Below are 17,400 nucleotides of genomic sequence, written 5' to 3' on the forward strand. Positions count from 1 at the left end.
GGATGTCCGTGACCCCATATTGGACCATTATCAAAAACCTTCAGAATTTCCATCCAATGAAAAATACTAAAACGCCAGAACCCTACCGACATGAGCTTAAAGAAAAACTTGAGGCCCTTGGGTTGAATGCTGCTTATACTCGTGCTGAAGGAGATTCCCTGTACCAATCCGTCGATGGTACTGAAATTGAAATAACCGATTTCGTCGGAGCTTACGGGGCAAATTTACTGGGTCATTTTCATAAAAAGCTTACCCCCGTTATTGCTGATTTTTTCAGACAACAAGTTCCGATTTTCGTACAGGGCTCCATCAGGGAGGAGGCTGATCAATTGAGCAGAAAGTTGCAGGAAATGTTTGGCGATTACACGGTTATCCTGACGAATACCGGTGCAGAAACGGTTGAGTCTGCCGTAAAACATGCTTTTTTGGAAAATCAAAAAACCCGGTGTTGGGCACTTAAAAATGCTTATCACGGCAAATCCCTGGGTACACTGTGCTTTTCAAAAATGCATAACACCCCTTTTGAAAGAAATGATCTGCAAATAGATTTTTTGGATCCTGCGGATCCGAAAACCTGGCAGGAGGCCCTGGCGACGATTGATGACGTTTCCTTTTTGATCATCGAACCGATACAGGGAGAAGGTGGTGTGGTTCCCCTTCCTTCCACTTTCGTGGATTGGGTAAATACCGTCACCCAAAAATTTAACATCCCGATCATTGCAGATGAAATTCAAACAGGATTGGGACGAACCGGCCAATGGCTTGCCTCTGATCAGATCGGTTTGCGAAAAGATTATATCTGTTTGTCTAAAGCCCTGGGCGGAGGCATTGCAAAGATTGGAGCCTTACTCATCAACGACAGGCGATTTGTGAATGAATTTTCTATTTTGAACACCTCAACCTTTGCCGACGACGGGTTTAGTGCGGCCATTGCAAAACGGGTCCTGGAAATAATTTCAGAAGAAAACCTCGCTGAAAAATGCGCCCGGAAAGGATCTTATTTCTATGAAGAACTTTTAAAAATTCAAAATGATTTCCCGGAGGTCATCAAAGAAGTGAGAGGGCGAGGCCTGATGTTAGGCATAGAATTTAAAAAGCAACAAGCTTCTTCTTCCAACCTGCTTCGTATTTTTTCCGACACAGAATATTTTGGTTATGCCATTGCCGGGTATTTGTTGAATGAACATAAAGTGCGGGTCATGCCCACCCTTAGCAGTCCGAATACTATAAGAATTCAGCCTTCAGCCTATATTACGAAGCCGCAGGTTCATGGCTTCCTGAGCGGTTTGAGGAGTGTTTGTGAAATTATTTCAAAAGCAGATGCAGGCAGTTTCCTGGGTTTCCTGGCGAGTCGGAAACCGGATAAAATTACGGATTATCGTTCCTCGAATATTTTTAAACACGAATCTCCTGCCGGCAAAAAGAAAGTGGCCTTTTTAGGTCATTTTATTTCGGCAAATGACCTGACCCTTTGGGATCATTCTTTTGAAAACTGGTCTGTGTGTGAATTGGAAAAGCTGATTAGCAGAACGGCGAAATTCCTGGATCCTGTTATTTTCGACCAGGTCAACGTGGAAACACCCGAAGGGGATAGCGTGCACCTCAATTTCATCGGTATGTTTCTGGACTCTCGCGAGATTGAAAAAGCATACCGCTCCCGAAATTTCCAATGGATCGTCAAAAAAATTCAGCATGCAGCCAATTTAGCTGAAAAGGCCGGTTGCCAGGTGCTGGGTCTGGGTGGATTTACGTCTATTTTGACCAATAACGGGAAACGACTCAAGACGAAAAAACTCAAAGCCACCACTGGCAATTCACTGACGGTTGGCATGGGAATCGAAGCCATTCGCCATGCTGCGGAGCATTTAAATGTGGAGATCAAAAACTCGGAAATCGCCATAATCGGTTCGGGTGGAAACATTGCCAATACCTACGCAGAAATCCTTTCCACCCTGGTAAAAAAAATGATATTGATCCCCCGGGTACTCCCAAATCCGGCAGTGGAGCAGCTGAAGCATAAACTGCTTCAAAATAATCCCTCCTTAATGGTCAAAATCACGGGCCGCATTGAAGCGATAAACTCTTGTGAAATAGTTATCTCCTCCTCCAACTCGAGCCAACCGGTAATATTTCCAGAACACCTGTCCGGTAAAAACAAAATCATTTGCGACATTGCGGTGCCTCCCGATGTGGACCAATCCGTCGCTTCGGTTTTTCCAGAGCTGCTTGTAATAAAAGGAGGGATTATACATCTTCCGGCAGGCAATGACTTTATCATAGGAGGGATTCCGCTTCCCAGCGGTCATGTTTTTGCCTGTATGGGCGAAACATTGGTCATGGGACTGGATGAACACAAAAATTTTTCCGGCTCCATTGGTAGTATTAGCCAGGAAGGCGTGTGGCAAACGCTGAAGTTATCCAAACAATTTGGATTTGAATTAGGTGCTTTAAAAATGGAACAATCGTTCTGATCGCATGCTTAAAAGGCCATGGCCATGGAAAAAAACCGTTTATCTTTGTGTTTACTCAACACCTTTTACACTAGAGTCCCCTCTCATAGATCCGGTACTTTTTAACCACCTTTGCCCCAATCTCCTGTGCCCCCTGGTTCATATCCGGATTATTTTCCACGACCCATGACAACTCTCCTCCTTCGTAGTTTTTTTTGCCCATTCTTCTTTGTAGTTCTTCATATAAAAGAACCCCCAATCCGAGATGCCTGTATTTGCTTTTCACCCCGACATTCAATACCCGGATTCGTTTTATTTTTTTGCTGTAGTACAAGAGCTTAAATAATCCGAAAGGCAATAACCGGCCGTTTTTCAAATGGCGAATGGCTTCATTAAGATCGGGCAGGGCCAGAATATATCCGGCTATTGAACCATTGATGTAAATAAAGAAAAACAGATCTTCATCAACAATAGCTTTTAATTCATAGGCCATGTAAGTCACTTCTTCCAATTCAAAAGGAGTAAATCCCCAATGCCCTTCAAAAGCATCGTTGTAAATCTCAAATACCTTTTTGGCGTCTGTTTTTATTTTACTAAAATCAATATTGACAAATGTTATTTCAAACCGGCTTTCCAGCCAGATTTTGACCTTTGTCATTCTGGGAGACAATTGAAAGGCAGATCTGTCCAGGTTATAAGCATAAAAATCAACGGATTTTTCAAACCCGGACTGTAAAATTCGTTGGTTATAGTATTCCGGATTATAAGGCATCATGAACTTTGGAAACCTGTCAAAACCATCTACTAGTACCCCTAATTCGTAATTTAAACTTGGATTAAGCGGGCCGATCATTCTGGACACATTGAATTCCTTCAACCATGCAGCACAACCCTCAAAAAGGAGTTTAAACACCTCTGCGTCATCCACAGCATCCAGGAACCCAAAAAAACCCGTTTTTTTAGTATGAATGGAATTATACCCGGGATGATAAACCGCGGCAATACGTCCAAGCATTTGCTTATCACGATATACAATAAACAACCTGGATTCCACAAATTTCCAAAAAGGGTTCTTGGTGAGACTGAAATTTTCTTTTATCTGAACCCTTAGGGGCGTTATCCAAAATGGAAGATCCTTAAATAAAACATTGGGAAGTTGAGTAAAATCCTCTACCCTGTTGTCCTTTAAAGAGAAATGTTCTATCTTTAGATTACCATTCATAAGACAAAAATAACATTATTATGCCTAAAAAACCCAAGGTTCTTTTGATAAGCCCAACTTGTCTGGATAAAAGTGGAAAACCAATTGTTCAAAATAAAACTTACCTACCGGCATTAACATTGGCTCAACTGGCAGCATTAACACCCGACACTGTCGACGTTACCATTATCTCTGAAACCTCCGAAAACATTCCAAGAGATGAACACTGGGACCTTGTCGGTTTGTCGGGGATGGGAGGCAGTGGCGTGGTTCGGGGGTATCAACTGGCCAAAGAATTTCGGGAGAGAGGAAGCAAAGTGGTTATGGGAGGCATTGCGGTCAGTCTTTTTGACCCCGAGGTGACGCTGGAACATGTGGATACCCTTGTCAAAGGCGAAGCCGAAGACCTCTGGCCTCAGGTGATCGATGACTTTATTAATGGCCGGCTCAAGGATTTTTATAAAATGAAAAGCCCACCGGACATCACTAAATTTCCTATCCCTGCCTATCACAAAATGAATATGAAAAATTATGGGTTCTGGCGGCCTGTACAAGCCACCCGGGGTTGCCCTTTTCCCTGTTCATTTTGTTCAATTTCCGAATTTTTTAGCAGGGGATACCGCAAGCGGCCCATAGACCAGGTTGTTCGTGATGTAAGGGCAGCAAAGGCCTCAGGAAGCCGTTATATCGCATTTATCGACGATAACATCGGCGTGGATTTTAAATATTGTAAAGCCCTTTGGGAAGCCCTTATTCCTGAAAATATTATTTGGGTAAGCCAGTGCAGCCTTCATATCTCCGAAAATGAAGACATGCTGGATCTTGCTTATCGCAGTGGGTGCAGAATTCTTTCTTTTGGTGTTGAAACCATCAACAAAGATAGCTTAACCCATATTGATAAGGAATGGAACCGCCCGGAACGCTACCAGGAAGCATTTAAGACCATTCGGAAGCATGGAATTGAAATATCTTCTGAAATGATCCTCGGGATGGATGGAGATGACGAATCTGTTTTTGAAAAAACATTTGATTTCATCATGGAAAGCCGTATAGCATTGCCGAGGTTATATATCCTAACCCCTGTTCCCGGTACGCCCATGCACAGAGAGATGAAAGAAGATGGACGAATTTTCAACACTGATATTACCAATTACCAGGGTGGCGCGGCAGTTTTTCATCCAAAAAATATGTCCGCCGAAACTCTTGAAAAAGGATACTGGAATACTTACAGGGAGCTCTATAAATTGAGCAATGTCTACAAGCGCATAAAAAGCAATCCGGCCGATCTAAATGCCAGAATGCGTTTATTTGTAATGGGCACTAATATGGTTTACCGCAATCATATCAGCAGAGAGATCACCCCTGGAATTGTCTAAAATGCATTTGAATTTATTTTTTCATGCCTCATAATTTGCACCTATGAAAATCTTACTCGTACGACCTCCTGTCCCCCGACATACCATAGGCCTCAAACATATCATGATTTGCGAGCCCCTGGAATTGGAATATATTGCAGGCAACCTCCACGATCATGAAGTCATGATATTTGATCATTTGGTTGAAAACGGTTTTAATCGTCGCCTCAAGACGTTCGCTCCCGATGTTGTCGTAAGTAGTTGTTACAAGACCGGCACCAATGAAGTCATTAAGCTGTTCAGGAAGGTAAAAACCTGGAATAAAGATTGCCTAACCATTGCCGGCGGTGTACATGCAACACTGGTTCCTGAAGATTTTGCAGATGTGGCTACGGATATCGTCGGCATCGGGGATGGTACATTCCTGCTGGCCGAAATCATCGATTGCCTTGAAAACGGGAAGGATCTAATGGACATTCCGGGGGTGTCATTTCCTATTGGAGAGGGCCTTTTGTTACAATCCGAAAAAAGGTCTTATATGCCCAAAGCGGATACATTGCCCCTGCCAAGAAGGGATTTGATAGCACACCTCAAAGACAAATATTATTACCTCATGCATCAGCCGGTGGCCACTATGAAAACCACCTGGGGTTGCTGGTACAAATGCAATTTTTGCTTCACCTGGAAAATAACCGACGGACATCCTTACAGCCGTTCCCCTGAATCCATCGTAAGAGAAATAGAAAGCATTGAAGCAGAAGACATTTACATTGTCGATGATATTTTCCTGATCAATAAAGACCGTTTAAGGAAAATCGCCGACCTGCTTTTGGCAAAAAATATCAGGAAAAAGTATTTGGTATACGCAAGAGCTGATTTTATTGCACAAAACGAAGAGGTGATCAAAGAATGGTCAGCATTGGGGTTAAGGGCTGTTTTTATAGGCCTGGAAGCCACCACGGATGAGGAATTAAAAGGAATGAATAAAGAATGTGATGCCGTGTATAACAGGAAGGCCATTGAAGTATTGAAAAAATATAAAGTAGATACATATGGTTCTTTAATACCCGGTGCCGAATATGAGAAAGAAGACTGGGAAAAGCTTTGGCAATTCATCGAGGATTCCGGATTGTATTATATCAACATCTCCCCGCATACACCGCTACCCGGAGCCGATATCTGGCCATTATTCAAAAATCAAATTACAGTACCTGAAGATGCTCATGGACTTTTCGATCTGTCCCATATGATATTGCCGACAAAGATGAGTCTAAAGCAGTTTTACCGGGAATTGTTAAAACTATACAGCAGAACCATTCTTAATCCCAAAAGAGCGAATCAAAATACCTACCGGACCTTGCCCAGTATCTGGTCGCTCAAGTATTTACGCATGATCCTTGGAACATTAAAGATCAGACGGCAGTTTCTCCGTGCCCATAAACATCATAGTCCACAGGAAATTGCTTTAGCCAGATACAAAGGTAAAGAAGTAAAAGACCTAACATTTGAATATAAATTTACCAAGGCCTCTTTTCCTTCATCCATGACGACCAGGCCCGTTAAAGTCCTTTGACAGAATGAGTTCAGGTCTTTGGACAAATGATGGTAGCCTTTTACCAAAACATTGAACCAACCTACTTTAACAAAGCGAAAAAAGTTTATGTCTGAAAAAATCAACCTGCTTTGCCATGAATCCATCAAGGAGGTTCCCCCTGATATTTGGAATTTCAATAACATGGAAGAAGAACTATTTCATTCTCCTGACTTTTTGGAGGTCCTTGAAAATGCCAAAGTGGAGGACAGTAAGATGTGGTACTTAATGGCAATTAAAGAAAAAGAAGTTGTTGCCACGGCGGTATTAAGCCTGTTCAAAATCTCCCTCGATCTTTTCATTGGTGAAAATGCAGCGGTAAAATGGATCAATAAAAACTTCCCTGGTTTTTTTAAAGTTAAAATATTGTTTTGCGGCACTCCGGTATCCATCGGTCATAAAAATCTGAGCCTGAAAAATGACTCAGAAGCTCAATTAATTTTGGGTTTAATTGAAAAAAAGATGAAAGACATCGCCGTCAACAATAAGGTAAAACATTTAATTACCAAAGAACTGGACAATTCAAAACGGATTTCCTGGGGAGAGCAATTGTTAAAACTAAACTGGTTTGAGGGATTCAGCATTCCCGATGTCAAAATGATTATTCGCTGGAAAACCTACCAGGAATACCTGAAATCCATCCGAACCTCTTACCGCAGACAAATCAAGAGTTCCCTGCTTAAAATGAATAACGGACAAAAAATAACCGATCTTGAAAAATTAATCACAGACAACATCCAGATTCTTTCGGCCGGGGAAGTTGATGTAAATGAATTTTTTGAGAAATATATGGCAGTGATGAATCGGGCTACCGTAAAACTAGAAACGTTGAATCTTCCTTTTTTTGAAAACTTATTTGAAAAATATCAAAAGGATATTCGAATTTTCTCCTATACGAATGCAAATAGAGACCGAAGTTATTTTTTTACCATCCATAAACACGATACGCTCTATTTCCTATGGACTGCCCGCTATGAAAATAAAGATTCAAAAGACATCTATTTCAACCTTTACCAGGCCATGATCAGTTATGCCATTCAACATAAAGTCAAATTGCTTCATTTGGGTCAAACAGCTTATTATGCTAAAATGCGTATCGGCGGAGTACATCATCCACGTTTTGTTTATTTCAAGTGCCTGAATCGATTCCAACATTTGATCCTTAAATCTTTACGGTTACTTATTTTCCCTGAATTAAAACTGGAACAGCTAAACGTTTTTCAATCATTGCCAAACCCCAAAACAACACCTTAGCATAAATAATAAGGCCAGGGGTGGAATGGCTTTAGAGCTTGTCTAAATTTCCATGATTGAGCGAAAGTGAGCAAATTTTATTCTGATCAAGGCAAAAAACGCAGGCATACCTGGAAGGTAAGGCGAGGCTTTTTAACGCAGAGCAGGATGAAATTTGCCGCTTGCAGCCAATTGATGGAATTTTAGACAAGCTCTTAGGGGAAATCAAATTAAAAAAATGATGATGAAATTTATTGGAAATACACAGCGCCCTAAAGAGATAAAAGGACCAACACCCTGTTCTATACTTTTCTGTAGCCCCAAATCACTTCTTTGGCCATTTCGTCCTCATTGATTTTAGGGTTTTTTAATAAACTTTTTCCTGGGATCCGGAAAGGCTTCCTCTATATACTTCCGCAATGCTTCTTCCAGGCTCCCCATCAACTGTCGCTCAAAATCCTTTTTGTCCAATGAGCCCAGGTTGAGCGTTATGCGATCGATACCCACTAGCTGATCCGTCGGGTTTATGCCGGCAAGATATTTTTCCAAAAGCCTGGTCAAATGAGTATGGGCGACGTTGCTTGTTTCCTTAAAAACAAAGTGAGCCATTTCCTCGGAATTCAATTCAAATTCAAAAGTCAGACGATTTATGTGGGTGGGTTTTCTTTGCATAGCATATTCATTTCAAGTTAACGGGCGATTACAAACGGAAATATTTCTTGACTTTTCATTGCATTCTTCCTAAATCCTTATCCTCCGATCATCACAGTAGGACATCCTAACACAATGGTTCCTCCATGGGCGGTAGGATCTCCCATCCGGGCAGCAGGCTTCCCACCTATCATCACGGTAGCCGATCCTTTCACAATGCTATCGGGTGGTCCGACACAAATCACCATGTCTCCCATCACAGCAGCCGGCAGGCCGCCAATGAGAACCGTAGGCTCTCCCGGCCCGACGATGGGTCCGCCCACATGAGGGATCGGAGGGAGTCCGGGCGTTTGCATCGGACAAGTATGCATATCTGTGAGTCGTGCAGCTGGTGGCATAATGTTGAGTTTTATTTTATAATATTATTTACATGGACAAAATTAAAGGAATATTGAATTATTTTCAGCAGCGCCGACCTTATTGAATTTTCCACTAACAAAGGCCTAAAGGCCTCGATTTATTTGGTTTGAAACTACACCGACCTAAAGGTCAGTGTAGCTGAGTATCTAAGTTTTATTCGTTTAATTTTGTTTAAGTACCTATTTAATACCCGACGAATGAAATTTCTCCTACGACCAGGCATATTGAATTTTATTTAATAACCGACAAATTTGGTTGAGGTGCAGAGCACCGCAATATTTGTTACAAAAAGGCCCAAAAATAATCAAAGGTGCAGCGCACCGCAACCTAAATTTAATTTATGGAGAGAATGTTGCGGTGCGCTGCACCTTGAATCCTCTTTCCCTTGTTTGGTGACAAAGATTAAGGTCTTGCCTGGCTGCCAGACAGGTACTCTGCACCTGATTGTATTCGGCGGTTAAATGATCAAAACCAATAAAGTCCGGGTTACAAGCCTTTCCTTCCTACAAAAAGTACTGCAAAAAGCTAAGCTCAAATTAGTTAATAATAACCACCGCTCCTTTGACCGTCGTTTGGCCTGAAGCTTTCAATTCCGCGGAGGCGTTGCCTTGAGCCGAAAAACTGCCCTTGGCTTTGGCCTCAACATTTGTTCCTTCCAGCGACACATCTCCTCCGGAAGTTTTGAGTACAATGTTTTGGCCCGCCATGAGATCAATGTTACCGGGTGCCTTGATGACCACATTTTTGCAGCTTTCCATTGAAATGCCACTGCTGGTCATGGTTATTTTATTCTTCTGCTGGTCTGCTACGGTTATGGATTTATCTTTATCCGACAAAACAAAGCTGTTCCCTGCCGGCGTTTCAATGGTCAGTATTTTATCCTTATCATTAAATTCGATCTTTAACTCGCTGTTCGTAATGATGGCTTTGATTGAATTCTGCTGATCTGAAGTGTAGTGCGGCGGGTGATTACTGCTGTATAAACTGCCGAGGATGACGGCATAACGCGGATCATCATTCAGGAAGCCCAGCACTACTTCATCTCCCACCTCGGGCCGAAAGAAATGACCTTTGCCGGAAGTGGCATAATCAAGGGCCTGCCTGGCCCAGATGCCTTCCCCTGAAGTACCCATCACAGGAACCTGCACGAGGATGCGATGCTCGCCTTGCGGATCATCATCAATCTTTAAAACGATCCCGTTTTGCAAACCGTGGATGGCGGGAAGCAGCCCTCCTGCTTGCGGAGCATTTATATTTCTGGTCTCATGATACCACTCCGGATCCAAACCAAAACCGATCGTGGTTTCCCATGTCCCGGCTTGGATCAAATGCCTCACACTGCTGATCAAAGCTTTTCCATTGAACCGGTTTCCAAATCCTCCCAAATCGATGATTTTATTGACCTGGGGAAGGGCATTGCCAATGAAGGTCACTTTCCCTCTGAGGGCAGCGAGACGGGCTCTCAGCAAATCTGCTTGCGCCCAGAGGGCCAGTTCGGGTTGATCGACAGGCCCGGTGGTGTTTATTTCGTATGCCGAAAGCCCCGGGACATCGGCCAGTTTTTTCCCGGAGATATTGCCCTGATCATGGATGACCGGCTCCATAGATTTTGCTTCCTGCAACTTTTGATCCTCAACATTCCAGGAATGAGCCGTCACCCCGGGCATTTGAAACCGGGCATCCAACTCCCCGTTAAAACTATACACATCTTGTCCAAAAGTCAGTACCAATCCGCAGGAGTCGTCAATGACCGGTTTTTTGACATGGAGTTTGTCGTTCTCAAAATAGACCAGCATTCCATTGGCCTGGGCGCGGGTTACGATAAAATCCCAATCGATGGCCTCATACTGAACCAGCTGCTGGTGTATAAAGCCGGTAGCATCCACGGCTGCCGTCAACCCACTGTCATTGATGATCCCCGCCAGGAGGTCGCTTTCTTTTTGTGCCGAATAATACCTGCTAGATCGACCGAGAGTCAGTTTAACGGCCTTATCACTGCACTTCACCTTCAATACCGGGAGCGAACCAGAAGTCGCGCTGATGCCCTGGTTGACAATAATGCCTTTGAAAATATATTCTTCCTGGGAGTTATAACCGGCTTTGATCGCTATTTCATTCCCGGGAACAAAGTCCGGTCCTTCGCTGATTTCAAAAAGATTATGCTCTTCAGGATTATAAGGAAAGGCAAAAATAATCGTTGCCGTTGATACCTTATAAGCCTCCTTATGTACCTCACAGGATATGATCTGATAACTATCATGAATTTTTTTGCCCTGCACTAATATAGTAAGGGAAACAATGTCCATTTCGGAGGTGATGGGTGATTTTGCCATATTGTTTAATTATGTGTTCGAATTAAGCGCAGTTGAACGGAGTTCATCCCGTGCATATAATGCCGGGGCGAAATCGTACCGTAGGTCGGGGTTGTTCAAAGGGTTCAAAGGGTTCAAGGAATCACTTTTGTCATTATTAAAATTCTCAAAAACCGTTATCACCTCATTTTTTTGTTTTCGAGCATTTGTTCGATACGATCCTCGCTTTCCCGGATCATTTGTTCCATACGGCTTATACACTCCTGGATGATTTGTTCTTTCATCTCATTCAAATCCTCCTGACTGAAGGTAGAGGTTCCGCTTACAGGTGGATTTTGATCCTCCTTATTGAGTTTGGCCAGGACGATCAGTTCTCTTATTTCTATGGGCATGTGTTCATTTTTTTGAATGAATAATCGGAATCGAAGATGGAATCGGCCCTTGATCTGCCCCGGAAAGGTATGCGCAAAAATCGCGGAAAAAATCGTTCCATCCCATGTTTGATAGTCCAATTTAGTCTTTTTTTTGGTATTTTAAAACTGTTTTGTTTTTGGTAAGGATTGCACTGAATAAGGAATATCCTGAAATCAGGCCCCTTTTATCCTTTTAAGCGTTGTGTTTTGTATTTTGGAGACTGTCATACTGGCAATTTTTCACCACCTGAGTTATTTAAGCTGAATTTTGATGAATACGCGGATGCTCAACGAAAGGATCAAACTATTTTACGACCAATCCACCCCGCTATGGTTGCACCTTTGGGGGGAGCATATGCACCAGGGATATTATGGTATCAAGGCCGGGCAAGCAAATAAAACTTATGCAAAAGCTCAGGAGGATTTGGTAGAAGAATTACTTTTATGGAGCAACATCCGTCAGGCGAATCATATCCTGGATGCCGGCTGCGGGATAGGGGCAAGTGCGCGAACCCTGGCGAAAAAATTCGATGCCAAAGTCTTAGGGATAACCATTAGCCCCGTGCAGGCTGAAAAAGGCCGGCAATACACCCGGACAGCAGGCCCGGAACATTCTGTGACTATTGAGGCCTTAGATATGGCCAACCTCGACAGGGATGAACAAAAATTTGACCTGGTATGGTCGGTAGAAAGTTTCGAATACGTTGCCGATAAGAAGGAATTATTGAGCCTTTTTTATGATCTGTTAATGCCCGGCGGGCACCTGCTGATTGCTGGCTGGTATCATCGTTTTGAGCCTCCTGTTTTAGAAAAGGCAGAACAGCTTATTTTGAATAAAGTCTATCAACAATTACATTTTCGCTCATTGGTATCTCTTCAAGCCCTGGAATCTTTTGCAAAACAAGCCGGTTTTACTGATGTCCGGTCGGCCGACTGGAGTGAGGCCATTGTGCCATTTTGGAAGGTTGGAATCAGCACTTTTTTTCGATGGAAATTTTTAACCGGACTTTTTAAAGCGGGTTGGCCCAATTTAAAAAACTCCTGGGCCTTACGCTATATGATAAAAGGCTTTAGGAAAAAACTCATAAGATATGGCGTTTTTTATGGAACCAAAAAGATAAATTCCTCGTGAACCACCAAACAAAAGACAAGTCCGGATCGCTGGAGGAATTGGGGATACGCTATTCTTAAGCCAGGTACCATTCCCTGCTTCAATCCATGTCTTCACATTTTACAATTCCGCCTTCTTGCCTTACACCCCTCCTACTCCCTGATCTTCCTGATGCCTTCATCCACGCCTGTCATTTCCCAATGTCCAAGAGAAATGGGAATGTTTCCCATGGCATTCAATTGATCGAGAAAGTCTTTGATGTGGAAAGGTTCTTTATTGGTCTCCTTCATCCTGGCAAAATCGGCTAAGGCACTTTCAACCAGATATTTACCGGTAATGTAACTGGTTCCGTAACCGGGTTGCCGCAGATAGAGGTGTTGTTCAAAAAGCAGCAGCTCTTTTTCTGTTTTCATCCAACCGCGGGGGGTGTATTCCGAGTGAATACCTCCTGCCTCTTCCATGGTCATTTCATTGGCCTGGGCATAAAGAGACCCAAGGCCACGGGCGGCACGCTGGGCGATCATAATGTAAACAATTTCCCTGACCCGGGGATTGTCGTCGTACAAACCGGCCTGCATGAACATTTCTTCCACCGCCGTGGCCAGCCCTTCATTCCGGGAGTCGAAAATACTGTACAATAGTGGTTCCCGGCGGATGACGCTCTGATGCGGCTCGAGGTCCATCCTCGCCAGTTCAAACCAATGGTAAAAATGGGAATACAATGGCCGGGGATCGTAGTGGGCGCCGATCCAGAAAAAATTTCGCTTTTCCCGTGGGATGAATTCGCCCAAATGTTCCCTAAAGGCCGGCTCGAAATAATCTTTAACGGTCACCATATCTTCCTGCTCCAGGAATGTCATCAGGCTTTGTGCAGAGGATTCTGCCAGTGCCTGAAAAGCTTGCGGGCTATCCGCTTCCTCAAGTTCCGGCAAGGCCCTGTTCCTGTGCTCTTCCAGCTTGAGGGCAGTCCAGGCACGGGCGAGTTCCCGTTTCAGGATCATCACCTCGTCATCCCAGGTCAACGGAACCAGGTGTACGTTTTGGATATACCAGGTATAATTTTCTTTCCCGATACCGGAAGGTCCGGTTTTGGATTTCGCGGCTTCTTCCAGCCAGGAGACGAAATCCTCTGTTGAGGTTTTGGCCTCCCGGATCACTGCTACCAGTTCAGGATCGTCCGCCACTCCCGGCAAACCGAGCATCTTTTCCAGATCCTCGCGCTGGGTGCGGATATCCCGGATACCGGCGATCCACAGGTCTTTGGCATTTCCGGTAAGGTTGAGTTGCGCTTGTGCATTCAATGGAGCAATCACACTCAGGTCACTCACTAGTCGCTTTTTTTCTTCGGGACTCAGGGGAAAAGAGTAGGTCCAGAGATCCGTCACCCTGTGCTGGCAAGGCCCTTCATGGGCGGGCACATCACTGCGTTCGGTCCAGATGGTTTTGTAAAAGGCGGGATCCCGTACCCAGGGCTGCAGTACCCGGTGATTGAAATCATAACCATTCATCTCTGCCCAGACAATATGCCAGTCCACCTGCTGCGCCACCGGCCAGTCCGACACATCCATCGCCTGCAATTTCGACTGTAATTTTTTAAATTCGGGCCACCGCCGTTCGAAGGTTTCGACCGTATAATCAGGCGCTCCGTCTTTCATCGGCGGATTTTCAAAGATGCGCCACTCCCGGAACAGGGTGACGAGATCCTCGTAATTTTGGAGAGGCTGGTCCGGTACCGGTTCATTTTTAGGTTGACAAGCCATAAGCAGGCATATTAAAATAGAAAATGACAGAAAGGGAATCAGGTACTTCATAATAAATCATTTTGGGTGAACTGAGGATAAAGCTACGTAAAATGATAAATTTAAACGGACAAAACTTATTCACTGATGTTACGGGGACAGATACAATGATAAATCATTTTGATTCCTTATGGGAAATGAGTCTCGCCCGAATATCAGTTAGGCACGTTGCTTTTAGCTTTTAAAATGGGTGCAGATAGTAATTGATAATCCCTTAAGTGCGTCAACCTATCCCTTGGGTACACCCATTTTAAAAATCTTTTCCAAAAAAAATTTGATCATTCCGACGCCTCCAAAGCCTGACGTACATCCTCCCAAATATCATCAATATGTTCCAGCCCGACAGAAACTCTTACCAGCCCGGGGGTAATATTCACCGCCTGTCTTTCCTCTTCTGTCAGCTTGGAATGAGTCGTTGAGGCAGGATGCGTTACGATGGTACGACTGTCGCCGAGGTTGGGGGACAGGGAACACATCTTCAGTGCATTGAGAAACTTTTGCCCGCGTTCAATGCCGCCTTTTAATTCAAAGGTCACCAACCCGCCACCGCTGCTCATTTGCTTTTTGGCGAGTTCGTATTGCGGATGGGAAGGCAGGAAAGGATAAATCACACTTTCAATACCTTCGGCTTTTTCCAGGAACTTTGCCAGTTGCATGGCATTTTCATTGTGTCGCTCCATCCGTAAAGACAAAGTCTCCAGGCTTTTCGAAAGAATCCAGGCATTGAAAGGAGACATGGACGGCCCGGTATGGCGACAGAAATAAACTATCTTTTCGATCAGCGCTTTATCGCCCACGACGATTCCTCCCAATACTCTCCCCTGCCCGTCCATAAATTTGGTACTGGAGTGGGTCACCAGGTTCGCCCCGAATTTCATGGGTTGTTGGTTGACCGATGTGGCAAAACAATTATCCACATTTAAAATGAGGCCGTGTTTTTTGGCCAGTTGACCCGCTTTTTCCAAATCCACCAGGGTCAACCCGGGGTTGGAAGGGGTTTCCAGGAGGATCATTTTTGTGTTGGGCTGAATATGCTGCTCCCAGCTATCCACATCAACAGGATCGACATAAGTGGTGGTAATGCCCCATTTCGGAAAGATGACCATCAATAACTGGTGGGTGGACCCAAAGATGGCCTTGGAAGCCACTATATGGTCACCACTTTCCAGGAAGGCCGCAATACTCGCAAAAACCGCCGACATCCCGGTGGAGGTCGCAAAACCGTCTTCAGCGCCCTCCATAGCGCAAACCTTACTGATCAATTCATCTGTATTCGGATTACTATACCGGGAGTAGATCTGGCCTTCTGTATTTCCTGCAAAAGTGTCTGCCATAATTTCTGCCGATGGAAATACAAAACTTGAGGTCAGGTACAATGGAACGCTGTGTTCACGGTATTGGGTGCGCTCTGACTGTTGGTGAATGGCGTTGGTCGCTGGATGTTTTTTATTATGCATGATATAGGTTTAATGCTTCTGTTAAAATAATTTCTGTTTTTGAAGTAATTGCTAACGCAAAATTTAACCGCAATGGTCGCAAAGAAGGCGCAAAGAGCGCAAGGAATTCTTTGGTTATTAATGCGGTTAACATTTCTTGCATAATACTTACTTTTTATTTTTTTAAAAGTCTTCCGTTCCCGGCAAGGCCCAGTTTTTTAAGGATTCTGTGGATTTTCCGGTAGAAGGCTTCGGGTGATCCTCCTTCCCGGTGAACCTGCCTTCCCTGAATTGCTGTATTCGTTTGGAAACTTCCTCTGCTTCGATCAGGAAACCATCGTGCCCGTAGGGACTGTCAATGATCTCCAATCGGGTATCCGGAATATGCCGGGCAATTAACTGCTGTTCCGAAACCGGGAACAACACATCTGTACGAATGCCGATAACGAGCGTTTTGGCGGTCACTCTTTTGAGGGCCTGTTCAATACCGCCCCTGCCTCGTCCAATGTTGTGACTGTCCATGGCCTTGCTCAAAATCAAATAGGCATAAACGTCAAAACGCTTCCAGAATTTCTCTCCCTGGTAACGCTGGTATGAACTCGCTTTAAAGTTGTCTGTAATGTCTTCCGAAAGTTCCGTCTGGGAACCTTCATAAGCATCGTAAGTACGGTAAGAAAGCATGGCAATGGCCCGCGCCGCTTCCAGCCCTCTCCTTCCGGCTTCCATTTTACCTTCCTTCGTGGACAGATCTGCCGTGATCGCCATGCGTTGGGTTTCATTAAAAGCGATGCCCCAGGCCGAATGCCGGGCATTGCTCGCCAACAGGCAAATATTTTTAAAAAGTGACGGATCGGTGACAGCCCATTCCAACAATTGCTGTCCGCCCATAGACCCTCCAATGCCCAGGTAGATTTCGCTAATTCCCAGGTACTTCTGGAGTTTTTGCTGGGCCAGGACCATATCTCGTATGGTAATGAAAGGAAAATGCTCTCCGTAGGGTTTTCCCGTTTCCGGGTCAATGGAAGCAGGCCCGGTAGTGCCGTAACAGGATCCCAGGGTATTGGCACAAACGATGAAATCTTTGGCCGGGTCAATAACCTTTCCTTCCCCAATGACGCCGGGCCACCATTCCAATGGATTGGAATTTCCCGTAAGGGCATGACAAACCCATACGACATTGTCGCCTTTTGCATTCAAAGTGCCAAAAGTATGATAAGAGATTTCGAGAGGCGAAAGCACCTCACCGGATTCGAGCACAAAAGGCTCGCTGATGTGTAATTTTTTCAAGACAAATTGATTTTATCATTCCTATAATGGCAGGTATTGGCACCTTTTTCACTTAAGCTCAGGTTGCCAGGGTTTCATAGAGCCTGTTCTCTCCGCCCTTCTTTATAGAATCAATTTCTCAAACGAATTGAAAAAATGAAT

Annotated in this window: 14 protein-coding genes and 1 riboswitch; of the genes, 5 read left to right on the forward strand and 9 right to left on the reverse strand. The window is 44.2% G+C overall.

Features of this window, described 5'->3' with window-relative positions:
- Positions 1-56: 56 nt before the first annotated feature.
- Complete coding sequence (locus H6571_09920) at positions 57-2,471, forward strand: aminotransferase class III-fold pyridoxal phosphate-dependent enzyme (protein MCB9324038.1); 2,415 nt, start codon at positions 57-59, stop codon at positions 2,469-2,471.
- A 70-nt stretch (positions 2,472-2,541) separates the two neighbouring features.
- Here the strand turns inward: H6571_09920 and H6571_09925 are convergent, their stop codons facing one another.
- On the reverse strand, positions 2,542-3,672 hold the full coding sequence (locus H6571_09925; GenBank protein ID MCB9324039.1) for a GNAT family N-acetyltransferase: 1,131 nt from the start codon (positions 3,670-3,672) through the stop codon (positions 2,542-2,544).
- Positions 3,673-3,692: 20 nt separating this feature from the next.
- Here H6571_09925 and H6571_09930 point away from each other — a divergent pair, with 20 nt between their 5' ends.
- The 3 genes from H6571_09930 to H6571_09940 all read left to right on the forward strand — a co-directional run bounded on the left by H6571_09930 (position 3,693) and on the right by H6571_09940 (position 7,851).
- On the forward strand, positions 3,693-5,027 hold the full coding sequence (locus H6571_09930; protein MCB9324040.1) for a B12-binding domain-containing radical SAM protein: 1,335 nt from the start codon (positions 3,693-3,695) through the stop codon (positions 5,025-5,027).
- Positions 5,028-5,070: 43 nt separating this feature from the next.
- Positions 5,071-6,579 carry a radical SAM protein gene (locus H6571_09935; GenBank protein ID MCB9324041.1) on the forward strand — a complete coding sequence of 503 codons (1,509 nt, stop codon included), beginning with the start codon at positions 5,071-5,073 and terminating at the stop codon, positions 6,577-6,579.
- 87 nt (positions 6,580-6,666) lie between these two features.
- Positions 6,667-7,851, forward strand: a complete 1,185-nt coding sequence (locus tag H6571_09940; protein MCB9324042.1) for a GNAT family N-acetyltransferase — start codon at positions 6,667-6,669, stop codon at positions 7,849-7,851.
- Between the two features lie 336 nt (positions 7,852-8,187).
- On the opposite strand, the gene H6571_09945 is transcribed toward H6571_09940, so the two are convergent.
- From H6571_09945 to H6571_09960, 4 genes are all read right to left on the reverse strand, one after another.
- Positions 8,188-8,502 (reverse strand): hypothetical protein, encoded by a 315-nt coding sequence (locus H6571_09945; GenBank protein MCB9324043.1) that lies wholly within the window; start codon positions 8,500-8,502, stop codon positions 8,188-8,190.
- A 77-nt stretch (positions 8,503-8,579) separates the two neighbouring features.
- A complete protein-coding gene (locus H6571_09950; protein MCB9324044.1) occupies positions 8,580-8,879 on the reverse strand; it encodes a PAAR domain-containing protein in 300 nt (99 codons plus the stop codon).
- 558 nt (positions 8,880-9,437) lie between these two features.
- Positions 9,438-11,234 carry a type VI secretion system tip protein VgrG gene (gene vgrG, locus H6571_09955; protein ID MCB9324045.1) on the reverse strand — a complete coding sequence of 599 codons (1,797 nt, stop codon included), beginning with the start codon at positions 11,232-11,234 and terminating at the stop codon, positions 9,438-9,440.
- A gap of 158 nt (positions 11,235-11,392) precedes the next feature.
- Entirely contained in the window at positions 11,393-11,605 is a 213-nt protein-coding gene (locus tag H6571_09960) for a hypothetical protein (GenBank protein ID MCB9324046.1), read from the reverse strand.
- Between the two features lie 292 nt (positions 11,606-11,897).
- Between H6571_09960 and H6571_09965 the strand changes: the two genes are divergently transcribed.
- Positions 11,898-12,758 carry a class I SAM-dependent methyltransferase gene (locus tag H6571_09965; protein ID MCB9324047.1) on the forward strand — a complete coding sequence of 287 codons (861 nt, stop codon included), beginning with the start codon at positions 11,898-11,900 and terminating at the stop codon, positions 12,756-12,758.
- Between the two features lie 131 nt (positions 12,759-12,889).
- On the opposite strand, the gene H6571_09970 is transcribed toward H6571_09965, so the two are convergent.
- The 4 genes from H6571_09970 to metX form a co-directional block, all read right to left on the reverse strand.
- Positions 12,890-14,497, reverse strand: a complete 1,608-nt coding sequence (locus H6571_09970) for a hypothetical protein (GenBank protein MCB9324048.1) — start codon at positions 14,495-14,497, stop codon at positions 12,890-12,892.
- 317 nt (positions 14,498-14,814) lie between these two features.
- Positions 14,815-15,993, reverse strand: a complete 1,179-nt coding sequence (locus H6571_09975) for an aminotransferase class I/II-fold pyridoxal phosphate-dependent enzyme (GenBank protein ID MCB9324049.1) — start codon at positions 15,991-15,993, stop codon at positions 14,815-14,817.
- Positions 15,986-16,135: a hypothetical protein gene (locus H6571_09980; GenBank protein ID MCB9324050.1), complete on the reverse strand. Its 150-nt coding sequence runs from the start codon at positions 16,133-16,135 to the stop codon at positions 15,986-15,988. Before H6571_09980 ends, H6571_09975 begins: the two co-directional genes overlap by 8 nt.
- Positions 16,136-16,155: 20 nt before the next feature.
- Positions 16,156-17,259, reverse strand: coding sequence for a homoserine O-acetyltransferase (metX, locus tag H6571_09985; protein ID MCB9324051.1), 1,104 nt, complete (start codon positions 17,257-17,259; stop codon positions 16,156-16,158).
- Positions 17,260-17,268: 9 nt separating this feature from the next.
- Positions 17,269-17,370: riboswitch (SAM riboswitch) on the reverse strand.
- Between the last annotated feature and the right edge of the window lie 30 nt (positions 17,371-17,400).

The organism is Lewinellaceae bacterium (assembly GCA_020636105.1).
Lineage (GTDB): Bacteria > Bacteroidota > Bacteroidia > Chitinophagales > Saprospiraceae > BCD1.

Bases quoted from the DNA above. Each gene is read 5' to 3' on its own strand.
- H6571_09930 (MCB9324040.1), top strand. From the start codon at position 3,693: ATGCCTAAAAAACCCAAGGTTCTTTTGATAAGCCCAACTTGTCTGGAT.
- H6571_09925 (MCB9324039.1), bottom strand. From the start codon at position 3,672: ATGAATGGTAATCTAAAGATAGAACATTTCTCTTTAAAGGACAACAGG.
- H6571_09945 (MCB9324043.1), bottom strand. From the start codon at position 8,502: ATGCAAAGAAAACCCACCCACATAAATCGTCTGACTTTTGAATTTGAA.
- H6571_09940 (MCB9324042.1), top strand. From the start codon at position 6,667: ATGTCTGAAAAAATCAACCTGCTTTGCCATGAATCCATCAAGGAGGTT.
- H6571_09970 (MCB9324048.1), bottom strand. From the start codon at position 14,497: ATGGCTTGTCAACCTAAAAATGAACCGGTACCGGACCAGCCTCTCCAA.
- H6571_09965 (MCB9324047.1), top strand. From the start codon at position 11,898: ATGAATACGCGGATGCTCAACGAAAGGATCAAACTATTTTACGACCAA.
- H6571_09975 (MCB9324049.1), bottom strand. From the start codon at position 15,993: ATGCATAATAAAAAACATCCAGCGACCAACGCCATTCACCAACAGTCA.
- H6571_09980 (MCB9324050.1), bottom strand. From the start codon at position 16,135: ATGCAAGAAATGTTAACCGCATTAATAACCAAAGAATTCCTTGCGCTC.
- H6571_09935 (MCB9324041.1), top strand. From the start codon at position 5,071: ATGAAAATCTTACTCGTACGACCTCCTGTCCCCCGACATACCATAGGC.
- vgrG (MCB9324045.1), bottom strand. From the start codon at position 11,234: ATGGCAAAATCACCCATCACCTCCGAAATGGACATTGTTTCCCTTACT.
- H6571_09950 (MCB9324044.1), bottom strand. From the start codon at position 8,879: ATGCCACCAGCTGCACGACTCACAGATATGCATACTTGTCCGATGCAA.
- H6571_09920 (MCB9324038.1), top strand. From the start codon at position 57: ATGAAAAATACTAAAACGCCAGAACCCTACCGACATGAGCTTAAAGAA.
- H6571_09960 (MCB9324046.1), bottom strand. From the start codon at position 11,605: ATGCCCATAGAAATAAGAGAACTGATCGTCCTGGCCAAACTCAATAAG.